This window comes from Vibrio sp. 2092, from assembly GCF_033339635.1.
Lineage (GTDB): Bacteria > Pseudomonadota > Gammaproteobacteria > Enterobacterales > Vibrionaceae > Vibrio > Vibrio alginolyticus.
Window position 1 is genome coordinate 116,427 of the sequence record NZ_JAWOUY010000015.1, and the last position, 14,593, is coordinate 131,019.

Here is a 14,593-nt window from a genome sequence, read left to right on the forward strand (position 1 = left end):
AGCGGACATATGGTAAAAACACTTTTTGCTCTGGGCTTACCCATTGAGCGAGGTTAGATTAAGCCAAAAACTATGGACTCCATACTCTCATATAGAGGGTTATATCCTTCCAATAGACATTAGCTCTTCGCTAGAACGATAACGTTTTTCAGACACAAAAAAACAAGACTCACATTGAGTCTTGTTGTTGATAGGGATGAGCAGGATACATGTCGCCGCTAAGTCATATCACGGATTATTTTCTCTCGGTATTCTGTAACGACCTTCATGATTGAATTTTTTACATCACCGACTTGCTTAGAGGGTTGGCACCATAGGCCAAAACCAAACTTAAAACCTTCCAATAATTCAGAAGCTTCCACTGGCTCTATATGATTATTAGAAAACTCCGAATGGGCAAACGTTCTGGGGAGAATCGCCCATCCTAAACCTGCTTCAACCATTTTCACTACAAGGGCCAATTGGTCGACCTCTTCATGGTTCGAACTTACGATGACTTTTTCGCCCATTCCTTCTTCAATAAGAGACCGCAGTACAAATTGTTTACTATTCCTCAAGGCTGTCAATACTCGATCTGGTGCCATAGAAGCGAGTTCACCACCTTTCTGGACGAAAGGAACAAATTCAAAATGACCTAAAAACGTCGCATCCAGACTATGTATTGCTCGACTATCATGCACATTGACAATACCGAATTGATACTCACCATTCTGTAAACCCTCTTTAATTTCGTTGCGATTACGAACAAGAAAGTTAACTCGCATCATCGGAAAATCTGCCGCTAATTGAATACGAAGCAATACGAGAAAACGGTGTGGTATAGCGCTTGAATAGGCGATACTAACATTCTCTAACCCACCGTAAGCCAGACTTAATGCGACTTTATCGAAAGTACGTGCTTGTTCGATGGTTTGCTTAGCATAGTGGTAAAGAAGATGACCATCTTCTGTCGGTTCTACCGAGCGCCCCACTCGCTCAAACAGGTTGACCGCCAGTTGATCTTCAAGATTGGTAATCACCTGCCCTATTGTGGTTCGGTGCTTATTGAGTTTGACCGCCGCCTTACTAAACGAAAGCTGTTCATAAACGGTTACGAACGCGAGAAGTTGTTCAAAACTAAAATTCATAGGTTGTGCTTACTTTTTAGAGTTATCTAATTAAATTACCACAAGATCGTAGAATTGCTACTTGGTAACGGAAACAATCTGCGTTTGAATTCCTTCTCGACGACACAAAAAAACCTACTAGCTTCAGTAGGTTTTCTCTCACTTAGTTGTACTCAACGACACGAGCTAAATAGTTGAATTCTCCTGAGTCACCATAGTAATCACGGTAGACATCGACACTGAAATATTTAGGTTGATCAGCGTAAATGTGGTCAACGACTTTTTGCTCAAGTGACTCCAACGTTTCACCGACCTGAGAGTACACGAACTGCTTGTTAACTTTTTCCAATTTACGTTTTTTCGCTTCTTTGTGTGACACATAGTTGTTGATCTCTTCCCACTTTCCCACGAACTCGACCGCCACGTAACTCGAGTTCTCGTCAATCATGATAAAGGCTGCACCTTCTTCTTTGATTGCAGACAGTTGCTGCATATCACTATCCACTTTTTGCTGGTCAAGATGGGCTCCACTTTGGGCGAATGCAGTCGCGGAAGCGGTAAGCATCATGAGTGTAAGAACGGCTTTTTTCATTGTATCGTTTTCCTGTATTAAGGGAGTTCAGTTACCCAAAGTTGCCCTTGGGTGGCTTTTTTGAATCCATATTCGTAAATCGTCAGCAAGTAGCGGTGATCGAACATATCTTTCGTTACTTTGGCGTATCTAAAATCTTGATCAATGTAGGTAAACTGCATCTCGATATCGTTGATTTCACTGATGTATTTCATTCGATAGAGATCACCACGAGTTTGCGCTAGCGTAAGGTTTGAGACACTTTTCGATACCAAGTCCAAACCTTTGTCTTTTAGTGGACGATACGGCGCTTTTAACGCACCATTGCGAATCACATCCAACTGAGGCGCTTTTTCTAACCCCAAAGCATCTGAGATTTGTTGATAGTTGAAGTTAGACGGATTAAAGAACACCTGCGCTGCGAGACCACCATCTACGTGTAACTCCTCAAGAGTTTCTCCATCATGTTCAACATCGATAAATTGTGGAGGGAAAACACCAGGGATCGATGCGCTCGCAGCAAGCACCTTGTAAATCAGTTCAGATTTGTCCGCTAAATCACTGTTCGCAATCGCACCAATATTCCAAATCACCAGTTCGCCTGAATCAAAATGGGTACTGCCAATAAAGAGGCGTTTACCATTGCGGTGTTGCTGCGCCATCGCCTCGATCATGGGCTCAGGGTAAGCGTCTGCGATGAAATCATAGAGGTTCTCACCATCGGTAAACGCGTCCTTAAACAGGGTATTTAAGAAGTTCTTCTTACCCAAAATATTCTTATCATTGATGTTGAGCATGACTTCTTTCATCTTTGGCATCGCATCACCGCCAATGAAAACAAAAGGAGCGATTAGGGCACCAGCACTGACTCCAGTAATGATGGCATAATCTTTTAGCTCCCCCTTTTCCTGTAGCCCCATCAAAACGCCGGCCCCGTATGCGCCGTTTACGCCACCACCCGATAAGGCCAAAATATTGAGCTGGTCACCCTCTACTTTGATCGGTGTGGTTTGATTGTGCGCTGAGTAGAGAAAATCCGGCGCTTCATTGGCCCACATTCGAAGTGGCTCATTTGGTGTCGAACTCGCGATCTCGACATCTTTATAGTTGCTTTGAGAAACACGAACATCCAGCGTATGAGGTGAACTACAAGCTACCATCAACAGCGAAAGTGCAACCGTCACACCAGAGGAAATTAAACGATTCATAATCAGTCTCATTTAATGTTCTCTGGCGTATGACCAGAGACTCAGTTTGAAGTTAATTGGGTCAAAATGAAGTCCGTTTCGTTGTGTGGAGTTACTATAGCTAGGCACGGCTAAACCCCATAATCGCGATTGTAGGATGCTATCCATCAAAGCAATTATGCCAAGTTTCTATATGCTAACTTTACGCTTCTCCGTTAATTAGGTACTGCGCTAAGCAATTTTCACGACGTTGAACTCATGCGTCGGTTCGACAAATTCGTATTGGGCATTGATCGTCTGTAGCTCCCATGTGCCATAGCCTTTGGTGATCTCCAATACACCGTAAACGGCGTTATGTGTATGACGAAAGGCTGCGACAGGAGACATCTTCTTCACCAAACAAGAAGTAAAAATCGCAGAAATCAAATCACCGACACCGACTGGCTGCATAGCAAATTCAACACTAGGGCGTTGGGCCAAATAGCTTGCTTTCGGCGTGGCTAAAATCATACTGAAGGCGTCATCTGTTAGTGCATGCAGGTGTTTCACCAATACCATTTTCGGTCCCAGCTCTAGGGCTTTTTTACATGCAGTGACCGCATCATAAAGAGAGTCAATTTTCACACCTGTTAACTCGCTCAGTTCAAACTGGTTAGGAACAATCACATCAGCGATGGGCAACAAGCTATGGCTTATCGCTTCTTTGACACCGTCTGCCACAATGCAACCTTTGTCTGGATCACCCATAACTGGGTCACACACATAAAGCGCGCTGTGGTTACGCGATTTGACTAAACTTACCGCTTCGGCCACCGCTCGACATTGCTCTGCGCTGCCTTGATAACCGGACAGTATCGCGCCACATTCGCCTAACTTCTCAATGTTATCTAAGCCTCTCATTAGAGAATGAATTTCATCTGCCCCAAACTTCTGTCCAGTCCAACCTTGCTGGTACTGAGTGTGATTTGAAAACTGAACCGTGTGAATTGGCCATACTTCGAGGCCCATTCTCTGCATTGGGAAGACTGCAGAACTGTTTCCGGCGTGGCCATAAACCACATGAGATTGAATAGAAATAATGCTTTTCATAAGTCACTCTTAATAGGGAAGTTTGTTAGCTTGGCGACTAAATAAACACAATGCCGCGCACTGTGCTTATTTGGTCGGAATAGCCTCGACAACGCCGAGGCTTATTCTTAATCAGGCTGGATTCATTAGCCTTTGAATTCAGCAAAGTACTCATCCAACACTTTGCGTGTTGCACGACCGATAAGCTCGTATTCGTGGTGAGTAAGGTTTGCTAGCGAAACTCGAACTGATGCATGCACTACATCGAAGCCTTGGCCTGGAAGTAGGATAACGCCGGTTTCATGTGCAAGGCGGAACAGGAAGTCTTTGCCCTTCTCGCTCGCTTTGAACCATTCAACGAATGCTGGTCCGTACAATTTGCCGCCCAGAGTGTCGAGCTCAAGCAGTGTGTAGTAGTCCACACGATCTTTGTTTTCTTCAATTTCTACACCCATGTTTTTGTACAGAGTTTTGTAACGCTCGCGAATGATGCGTTTACATGCTTCTTTGTAGTTTTTCTCTGAGTCCATCAGACAATTCAATGAGAACAGCGCCATTTGAACTTGTTGAGGAAGCGACAAACCTGCTGTGTGGTTAAGCGCTACGCTACGGCTGTCGGCAACGATACGGTCAATAAACTTGATCTCACGAGGTTCCGGAGTCAGCGTTTTGTAACGATCGTCCAACTCAAGTTGACGCACTTCAGGAAGGCTACGCATTGCATCGTCAAACACGTTGTTGTGTTGAATCGCAATCGAGCCTAAACGCCAGCCTGTTGCACCGAAGTACTTAGAGAACGAATACACACAAAGCGTGTTGTATGGCAGTTTTGCAAACAGTGAGACAAAGTCGTCCGCAAATGTGCCGTATACATCGTCAGTCACAATGAACAGGTCGCTACGTTCGTTGTTCACAAAATTTGATAGGTTATCCAGAGTCTCATCCGAGAACTTCACAGACGCTGGGTTTGCCGGGTTAACAACACAAAGCAGTTTGATGCCTGTATCTGCAAGCTTTTCGATTTCAGACATCGGCAGTTGCCATGTTGTCTCATCCAGACGTAGTTCAACGATTTCCAGTTCGTATTCACTCAGTTCTGGAATCTCTAGGTAAGGCGTAAAGATTGGAGTGATTAGCGCAACCTTGTCACCTTTCTTCAATAGACCGTTGTTGAACATAGTTTGGAAGGTGTACGTCATAGACGCCGTACCGCCTTCCGTTGCAAACAGATCGAAGTCTGTTGTCATTGGCATTGGGCCGTACATCTCTTCTGCAATGTATTGCTTCACAACGGTTTCGATGTTCGTCAACATACGTTGTGGCACTGGGTAGTTACATGCAAGGTATGCGTTAACCAGTTCATTCAAGAATGCTTGTTTCTCTAGACCCAAACGGTCTTTTGCGTAGCTCAGCGACTTTTCCAAGAACTGTACGCCTTGGTCTTGTTTATTCTTGCTTGCAAACGTATCGAAGCGTTCAACAATGCCCACACCATCTGGAATGCCACCGAAACCACCATCTAGGTATGAATAAGTGCGCTCGGCTTCCAATATTGCGAACTCACCCAAACGAATGAACGCTTTACGTGGTAGTGTCGCAAGAAAATTAGGATTACCACGACCTGCATCTAATAACGCGCGGTCAGGAACAGTTTGTGCCACTTCAATTAGTTTATCTTTTAATTCAAATGGGCTTAAATCTGCAAATTTTGAAAAATCAATTGTTGTGTTTTGCGTAGTCATAATATTTACCTGAATCTATTATTTAGTAAAATTTGGATAATACTTCCCCTACCGCCTATTTAATTAGGCGATAAGCGTGTTCGAATTTATTTAAATTACATGCCTGCGTTTAAAGTAATAATGCCGACAATAATTGGACCCCATAGGGTAAGCAGGACATTGGCGACTGCATAAGTCACAGTGAATGAGAATACTGGCGTTGCGTTACCTGTTTTTTCCATTAAAGCCGCGAATGCTGGGTTCGCACTTCGTCCACCTGTCACACAGCCAAGTGCTTCAACCGGGTTCTTAATCTTCAATACAAAATATGAGAAGAAGAACGAAATAATCTGAGGGATAATCGTTACACCCATGCCAAGGAACAACAGAGACATACCGTGTTCTTTGATGGTGTCGACCGCTTGAGGCCCAGCCTCAAGGCCAACAATGCCTACAAATGCTGCCAAACCGAAATCTCGAATAAAGTTCGCGGCACCCACAGGAAACTGAGCAACATGCGGATTGCGGCTACGCAACCAACCGACGATCAAACCTGAGATCAAACAACCTGCACCAGAACCGATAGTGACGGGAATACCAGCAATCTTAAAACTGATTAGACCAATTAATAGGCCCACCACCATGCCCATACCAAGCACGATTAAGTCAGTCACGTTTGCTGAGCCCATTCGCTGACCAATGTTTTTCTCAACGCGATTGATATCTTTTGCGGTACCTGTAAGCTGGATGACGTCGTTTTTCTTCACCACAAGATCCGGCGTCATTTCAATTGAGTTGCCTTCACGAATATAGTCTGTCACATAAATACCGCGCATAGAGCCTTGGTTCGAAGCCTCTTTAATCTCTTGCAGCGACTTACCAATCAGTTTGCGGTTGTCTGCGATCAGTTGACGGTTTTCTTCAATAACTTCATAGCCTTCTGGAAGTGCAATCTCGTTGTCAGCCAAACCATCTTGCAGCTTATGTACCGCATTACGACGACCAGTTACAACAATGACATCCCCTTCTTTCAGTGCTGTGAATTTGTCCACTTCTAGCACTTTGCCATCACGTTGAATCAATTCAATACAAGCAGCTAGAGCGTGTTGGTTTAACTGAGCTAAGGTTTTGCCTGCTAGCCCACCATCTTTGCTCACTTTAAATGCTCGTGTAACTAGCGCTGTGATAGCGTTGAACTCACCCGGCGCTAAATCACGCTTACCATTTGAATTTTTCTCTTCTAGCGCAATCGCTTCTGCTCGGATATCCCACTTCATCAGTGTTGGGAATACCCATGTCACCATCAGAATTGGACCAAGCGAACCAAAGATGTACGTAACCGCGTAGCCTACTGCGACGTTGGTCTGCATTAGGTGCTTCGCTTCTTCTGTCACACCACCAAGACGTGCGATCGCATCACCCGCTGTACCGATGATTGCCGATTGAGTCAAACCACCAGCTGCAAGGCCTGCTGCCGTACCTCTGTCTAGATCAAACATCCAAGCTGCTGCTAGTACACAAAGCAGGCCAGAAACCGTCATCACTACAGCAGAAAGTAGAATGTTGATGGTTCTAAAGTTCAATGCTTTAAAGAACTGCGCACCACCTTGATACCCTACTGCGTAAATAAAGAGCGCAAAGAAAATGCTTTTTACGCCGGGATCAATATGAACACCAAATTGCCCAATAATTACACCCATTAATAATGTTCCCGCAACACCGCCAAGAACAAATCGACCAATGGTAATTTTACCTACCATATAACCGAGAGAGAGCGTAATAAAGAGAGCAACAAATGGTGCCATGTCAAAAAGGTTAGAAATAATTTCCATGACAATTTTACTCTTACTAATAAATATAAACCTCAAATAATCTAACGAATAATCTGTCACTCATATTTGTTGGATTATTTAATTTAAAAAGCATCTCGTTTGCTTCGAAGCGAATATTAGAAACAAAACCTCACAACTCGTAATCCCATTTGAAGGATGAAACCATCACTTCGCATATTCAAACGCAAACATTGAACAATAATTGTCGAAAATTTAATAACTTAGTGGTCTGAAATGAACATCAAATAAATTGGAAAATAAATTTATTTTTATTTTCACTGTCCAAAAAGCTACTTTGTTGCGCTATTCCCTCTATATAGCGCATAACACCTTTCTCTTGATGGATTAGATCCTACAAAAGCGATTATCACGGATGCCATCACTTGCCTTATCTTTACATTCATCAAGTTAATAGAGAAAAACACCATGAACTCAATGCCACATGAACTTGTGTGGGGCGAAGTTTACTTCCCTCCCTTGTTGCTGGTTATTGCATTGGCTTACATGCTCACCATTTTGGTTGGAACCGTTGCAACAAAACTGGGACTCCACAAATACGTTGCATTTCCTGCGCTCGCTGAGCTAAGCCTAATTGTGATTTTTACTGGCGTTATTGGTCGATTCATTACCATATTTTGAGGCAAATTCCGTGATAAAACGTTATCTCATCACACTGCTATTACTGTGTTCCGCTGGCACCGTGATTTTCAGCTACTACCAATCATACTCTGACAACCCTTGGACTAGAGATGGCCAAGTTAGCGCGCACATCGTTTCTATAACCCCCCGCGTAACAGGACAAATCATCCAAGTCTACGTCGAAGACAATTCGCAAGTGAAACAAGGCGATTTGCTGTTTGAGATTGACCCAAGCATCTATAAAGCGGCGTACCACAAAGCGCTAGCAGCTCAAAAGCAAGCCATTGCATTACTAGCAAAGGCCAAAAATGAAGAGCAGCGAGCACTTAAGTTAGAAAAGCGCACACCTGGCGCTGTACCTGTACTGACATTGAATAACCTAGACAATGCGGTGGAGACAGCCGTTGCCAACGTAGAACTCGCGAAAGCCAATGTTGAAGAAGCCAAGCTAAACCTTGATTACACAAAAGTTTATGCGCCAACGAATGGTTATATCACTAATTTGAACTTACGCGTCGGCTCTCAAGTCGTCGCTAACTCCCCAGTCGTGGCTTTGATTGATGAAGACAGCTTTTGGATCGAAGGATATTTCAAAGAAACGGATTTAGTTGGCGTTGATCCACAAGATAAAGCCTACGTGACCTTAATGATGCACAATGAAGCTGTGCTGGAAGGCAAAATCAAAAGCATTGGCTACGGCATTGCGAAGCAAGATGGTAGTACTGGTAACGATCTTTTGCCCAATGTGAACCCTAACTTTCAGTGGATACGCTTAGCTCAACGCATTCCAATTAAAGTTAAATTAGATCACTTACCGAAAGATTTTCAACTACGTGTTGGTATGACGGCCTCTATCAAAATCATCAAACAATAATGCGGTGGAATGTATGTTTAATGCCTCAACCAAAGAAGCAATCAAAGCTGCGCTGTCTATCGTTATCGCGATCTGCCTTGCCTTATGGTTTCAATGGGAGAAACCGTATTGGGCAGCGATCGCAGTCGCGGTAATGGCATTAAATGAAAGCTTCGCTCACTCAATAAACAAAGGTCATAATCGCTTATTAGGAACCCTCCTTGGCATCGGTTATGCCTTTTTCCTCATCACGACGTTTTCTCAAGATCGCTTTTTGTTTCTCACCTTCTTCACCTTGTTTTTAGGTGCGTGCATTTTTATGTCGAGCGACGAAAAGTATGGTTATGTGTTCTCTATCGGTTTTGCTGTGTGCTCCATCATCGCATGTATGGGAGGATTTGATAGTCAAGCAACGTTCCACTTCGCTGTTCTTCGCATGCAAGAGACGATTCTTGGTGTGATCACGTTTTCTGTTGTGTACCGATTAGTCTGGCCAGTCAGTACAGAACAAAACTTCATTCAACGTTTTGAGACCAGCAGAGAGGCGATGCTTAACGCTATGAAATCGCCCAATGATATAGATATTGAAGCTCTTGAGACCAACAGCGCCAACATAGAAAAGTTGTTCCAACTGGTCGGCTTACCACTTACTGGCAGCTACCACTTGAAAGAACATCGTCAGCTATGGCGTGCGCGTTTAAATGAGATGGCACAAATCCAAGACCGATTGCTAGAACAAGCAGATAAATCGCAAAGTCGTGAGATCGATTGGCCAACGCTAACGCAGCAACTTCAAAGCTTTGATATTAGAAATCCAAGTACTTCGCTCATTGGTCACGTTGCTTGTGTCATGCAAAGAGAGAAAAACACAGTTTGGCATCACGAGCATCGAACGTTTATCCAGCATTTGAATGAAGACGGCAGAAAGGTATTGCAAGGTGTATCCATGTTCGTCACTTCTTTGTTGATCTGGATTTATCTGCCCGTACCCGGAGGTTTCATTTTTCCGATGCTAGCTGGCGTGTTCTCTTCAATCGTTCCTACTATGCCACCAAGCATTATTAAAGATGCATTTTTTGGTGTGATAGGCACTGGCACGGTGATTCTATTGCAATACATTTTCCTAATGCCAATGATGACCGAGCTTTGGCAGCTTGGGCTATTCTACTTCATCAACATCATCGTAATTTGGAAGATATTTTCCACACCAAAGCTGATGGTACACAGAATTCTAGGTATTAACTTATTGGTTGTCTTGACATCAGGAGCGCTCAATTTAACCCCAGCATATCGAATTGAAACGCCCTTGCTGATGCTGGTAAACATTATGATCATTTTGATGATTGCCAAGTTGTTTACTGATCTGTTTCGTGTTCGCGTTACGGTCTAAGCGTCACCTCCGTTCTTGAAACTAAAGCCCCGCATTGCTTTTGCTCTGCGGGGCTTGTTGCTTTGTTCACTACCCTATTCCTGCCTCACCCATAAAGCGAGGATAGTATCCATCAAAAGCGATTAACGGGATTTCTCTTCACCTCATAAAATCCTCTCATTGATTCACGAAATGCAATCGAAAACCATGCATTCACAACGTCAATCACAGCAAACATATCTATCTAACTGAACAAGAAGTTCAGTGACACATTAACTGTCTGAGTCTCGAAGGTTTGAGACTATTCAGAGTGGAAACTGTCATGAGTTTTTTTGAATTACGCGCCGGCAAGACGTCTTCTCTTACTGTGCTCGCGAGCGCACTAATGCTTACTACCCCCACTTTTGGCTTCGCCGCTGAAGAGACGACGACCTACAACGAAGTAATCGAGCAAGGCCGAGCGCTGTTCGACAAATACGGTATCAGTCATGATTTACCAAAACTGGCCATCAGCTCTCTAGTTCAAGGCGAGCATTTGGTAGAGCATGCCCACCGAAGTGTTAAAATCGGTGATAGCGTTCGCGATTCGTCCGTCTACTTGGTTAAGAACACCGATAACAAAGGCAACATTGATCTGCGTATCAAGTACAACCCTGAACAACTCGATGAAAATGAAAAAGTACTTGATGAGATCGAAGCTTTCACACGAACAGAATACCGCCTTCGAAACTACGCAGAGAGTTTTGATCCGTCATCAGTAAGAGCCAAAGAGGATCAGAACGGTAATGTGATCATCAGTTTTAATTACTCAAAATACGGTCTTCCTCAAGATATCGCCTACTTCCGCTTTTTAAGCGTTGATATTGAGTTGGTTAATGGTGAACCGAAACGTATGGTCATTACCAACGATAAACCGTTCACACATCACAACTACCAAGTGGATTCTTACGATCAAGAGATCCTCTTCCAGAAGTTAACATCAGGCAAAATTGCGATTGCCAGTAAAAACACCAAGATAGTTGGTTCAAAGAAAAATAACCCCCTCGAAATGATGAGCAGCGTAAAACCGGTAGCGATTTATGAAGATAAGCTTGGCGTGCAAGTACTAGACGAAAAACGCTTGAATGAGGTCTCTGATCCACGCATGCAAGAAGCCAGTGTTAAGCTAGACCGCGTTTTTCCTTTAATGGGTGATATGGTTCGTCGTCAAGGTATCGATTTGCCTCTGCCGTTTGGTGTATCGCTAGCGTATCGAAATCAAGATATGAATATTCCATTTAATGATTTCACGATTGAAGGCATCGGCCTTAATGAACTATTTGATCCCGAAGACAGTGTCGGCATCGTGAGTGCTGAGAGCATGACGCTTCGTGGCGATGTAAACATCCTGCCATTTTGGAATGTATTTGGTTACATCGGAAAAGTTAATGTCGATGCCAATGTTGATGCCGCCTACACGGGTGAAGGTGGCCAGTACATAAAAGATAAGCTGAACGATAAACTGCCAGGATTAGGTGATAAGTTTTGCGATGGTTTATCTGCACTTTGTAGTCGCGGACGCCTAGACGTGCCGCTGCATTTGGAATATGACCTTCGTGGTATAGGTACAACCCTTTCGGTTGGCTATAAAGAATTCTTTGCTTCTGTCACTGGTACCTATTCGCAAACTCGCTTAAAGGGCTTAGATGATTGGGGCGATGGTATTGTTACTGTACAGCCGATGTTGGGTTATCAACTTGTCGATTATCGCACGCAGTTCTTTGTCGGAGCAGAATATCAAGGACTGGACGCTCGAATGGACGGGCATGTAAAAAGCGGTGATATCGAATTCGATTACGACATTGGTGTAGATCTTAATCAATGGGCGTTTTTGACTGGTTTCAATAAGCAAATCGGCAAAAACTACAACCTGACCTTTCTCTATAACAAAGGGGAAACTCGAGAGTCAGTGACCTTAAATCTTGGTTACCGTTTCTAGCTCTCAGGAAGAGCCTGCCCCTATACGATGGTAGGACTGCATCCTACAAAGGCGATTACTGAAACTGTCGCCGATGTCCTACCATTTGAGCCATCAATTCAACAAGCCATCCAACCATTCACGGATTAATGCCAAAGCGTCAGGACGTCGCTTGTTAGATGCCGTTTAACATTTTCGGTGTACGCACCAAATGACTTTTTGGACATAACAATGACTTTACTCAATCGCTCAACTTTAGCCATTACCATCACTCTTGCCTTAGCGGCTTGTGGTGATGATTCAAGTAAACCTAGCGTTCCTTACGATCCGGAGCCATTACAACCGTTACCGCCAGAGCAAATCTCTTTGGAAATTGGTGATGCGACCATTCAAGCCACTAAAGAGTCCCTTGTCATCACACCCCTTGATGCGGATGAAAAACTGGCAGCGGTAGAGGCGTTCAAAGGTATCCAATTTGCGCAAGCAGACCGCTTTCAACACAGCATTGTGGCCCCACTTGAAGGCGATATTGATGCGACTCAGTTCGGTGATGCGTGTCCGCAGTTAAAAACCACCACACAAACGCAGTCAGAAGATTGTTTGAATCTAAACATTTGGCGACCAGCCGGGACAGAAGCGTACGCAGATTTGCCAGTTTATGTCTTTATTCACGGTGGAGACTTTGAATACGGCGCGGGCTCAGAACCGCTGATTCATGGTGATATGGTGGTTGCACAAGGTGCTGACGATGGTAACCCGTTTATTGCTGTTACTTTTAACTATCGTTTGGGCTTGCTGGGCAGTGTTTGGGTCGATGGTTTGGACAACCCTGAGGGCGGTAACTTTGGCCTAGGTGATCAAAAACACGCGCTTGAATGGGTTCAACAAAACATAGAGGCATTCGGCGGCAATCCGCAGAATGTGACACTCATGGGTCAAGGTGCGGGTGCCATGTCGGTAGGAATTTTACAGCAATCAAAAGGCGATGCTGCAATCGCAGGTGAGCACTTTCAACGTGCCATCATGCAAAGCAACGCTTACGGCTTTGAATATAAAAGTTACGATGTTGCCAAGAGCCAAAGACCAGAGCAAAGCGTTGAAGATCTGACGTTACTACCACTTGAAGAGGTTATGAAGGTACAGAGCGAGATGCTTGATCCTATTCAGCGTCTCAAAAACTGGGTACTGACCGCTGCGAATATTCCGGTTATCAGTCCAACACGCGACAACAGCCCATTAGCTACGTTGATGCCATTTGCGCCTTACATCGAGCATCGCCCACCAGCGTTTCTAGTGAAAGAAGTTCCAGGCTATCACTTTACTGAACAAGCGATTGAGAGTGAATGGATCGTACCGACGGTAATTGGCTCAAACAGTGCAGAAAGCAATACTCTAGGCATGCTGCCGAGCCTGACATTTTTGATCCCAACTATTATTGAAATCTTGAGCCAAGAAGCGCCAGAAATCATTGAAAGTGGTGACGAAAACTTAATCGTCGAATACATGGTGGAGTGGCTAGAATCGGAAACGAACTTAAACCGTTTACGCACCGAATATCGTTCATTACTCAACGATTCAGCTTCGATTGAACTCGATCTTTCTGACTTATTGGAACTGCTGCCTAGCACCGCTTATGAGACGATGACTAAGTTGTTCTTCGGTTTGGGGAACTCCGATTCAACAACGGAGTTACTTGCTCTGGCTGACTTCTTCCCCAACGATGAAAGCGAACTAAATGGTGCGACCAAAAACATGCAGCAATTCAAAACCACGTTGCATGATTTGCTCTTCACGGGTCCAAACCGTCATAAAGTTTCAACTGAAGAAGCAACAGGGGCAACGCCAAGCTTCTACTACTTTGACTACAAACCTGGATTCAACGTATGGACTTACAATACCAAAGGTGAAAATGGCGATCTCGACGTTGGCGATTTACTCAAAAGCATCAGTTGTATTGTCGGCGCTTGCAATGCATCGGAATTACCATTTGTGTTTAATAAAGCATTAAAGCTTGATGGTTCAAGTGTTCGTCCAGGTAGCAAAGACAAAGCAATGATGAACGAGCTCTCTCGTATGTGGTTTAGCGAACGTTTATTTGAAGACTTCCAATACAACAGCGCGACTGATCGAGTACTGCTGATCGATAACGATGGCGGTATTCAATCCACGCAAGACTGGGACAATGCTCATCACTCAGGCATCGATCCAAAACTGCGCCAAGGTCGCCTCAATGGTCTCGAGGAACTTGGGCTGATTCTGAGTCACATGTAACGTTATCTTCAGTCACTAA

At 44.1% G+C, this 14,593-nt stretch carries 11 protein-coding genes; 5 read left to right on the forward strand and 6 right to left on the reverse strand.

Translation table 11 applies throughout. The features are described 5' to 3' along the window. Positions 1–218 precede the first annotated feature (218 nt). The 6 genes from R7P80_RS21560 to aspT form a co-directional block, all read right to left on the reverse strand. Positions 219–1,127, reverse strand: coding sequence for a LysR family transcriptional regulator (locus R7P80_RS21560; protein WP_005377119.1), 909 nt, complete (start codon positions 1,125–1,127; stop codon positions 219–221). Positions 1,128–1,269: 142 nt separating this feature from the next. Continuing rightward, positions 1,270–1,698: a hypothetical protein gene (locus R7P80_RS21565; protein WP_005377111.1), complete on the reverse strand. Its 429-nt coding sequence runs from the start codon at positions 1,696–1,698 to the stop codon at positions 1,270–1,272. A 17-nt stretch (positions 1,699–1,715) separates the two neighbouring features. Then, positions 1,716–2,885 carry a patatin-like phospholipase family protein gene (locus tag R7P80_RS21570; RefSeq protein WP_005377110.1) on the reverse strand — a complete coding sequence of 390 codons (1,170 nt, stop codon included), beginning with the start codon at positions 2,883–2,885 and terminating at the stop codon, positions 1,716–1,718. A 210-nt stretch (positions 2,886–3,095) separates the two neighbouring features. After that, positions 3,096–3,953, reverse strand: coding sequence for a pyridoxal kinase PdxY (gene pdxY, locus R7P80_RS21575; protein ID WP_005377109.1), 858 nt, complete (start codon positions 3,951–3,953; stop codon positions 3,096–3,098). A gap of 125 nt (positions 3,954–4,078) precedes the next feature. Next, complete coding sequence (locus tag R7P80_RS21580; protein WP_225491904.1) at positions 4,079–5,674, reverse strand: bifunctional aspartate transaminase/aspartate 4-decarboxylase; 1,596 nt, start codon at positions 5,672–5,674, stop codon at positions 4,079–4,081. A gap of 95 nt (positions 5,675–5,769) precedes the next feature. After that, complete coding sequence (gene aspT / locus R7P80_RS21585; RefSeq protein ID WP_005377107.1) at positions 5,770–7,485, reverse strand: aspartate-alanine antiporter; 1,716 nt, start codon at positions 7,483–7,485, stop codon at positions 5,770–5,772. 426 nt (positions 7,486–7,911) lie between these two features. Here aspT and R7P80_RS21590 point away from each other — a divergent pair, with 426 nt between their 5' ends. The 5 genes from R7P80_RS21590 (at position 7,912) to R7P80_RS21610 (ending at position 14,574) form a co-directional block, all read left to right on the forward strand. Next, positions 7,912–8,124, forward strand: coding sequence for a DUF1656 domain-containing protein (locus R7P80_RS21590; RefSeq protein ID WP_005377106.1), 213 nt, complete (start codon positions 7,912–7,914; stop codon positions 8,122–8,124). 10 nt (positions 8,125–8,134) lie between these two features. Next, positions 8,135–8,998: an HlyD family secretion protein gene (locus R7P80_RS21595; protein ID WP_005377105.1), complete on the forward strand. Its 864-nt coding sequence runs from the start codon at positions 8,135–8,137 to the stop codon at positions 8,996–8,998. A gap of 13 nt (positions 8,999–9,011) precedes the next feature. After that, positions 9,012–10,367: an FUSC family protein gene (locus R7P80_RS21600; RefSeq protein WP_005377104.1), complete on the forward strand. Its 1,356-nt coding sequence runs from the start codon at positions 9,012–9,014 to the stop codon at positions 10,365–10,367. A 301-nt stretch (positions 10,368–10,668) separates the two neighbouring features. After that, positions 10,669–12,324, forward strand: coding sequence for a hypothetical protein (locus R7P80_RS21605; RefSeq protein WP_005377103.1), 1,656 nt, complete (start codon positions 10,669–10,671; stop codon positions 12,322–12,324). Positions 12,325–12,534: 210 nt separating this feature from the next. After that, the gene (locus R7P80_RS21610) at positions 12,535–14,574 is read left to right on the forward strand and encodes a carboxylesterase family protein (RefSeq protein ID WP_005377102.1); all 2,040 of its coding nucleotides are present in this window, start codon (positions 12,535–12,537) and stop codon (positions 14,572–14,574) included. Positions 14,575–14,593 lie beyond the last annotated feature (19 nt).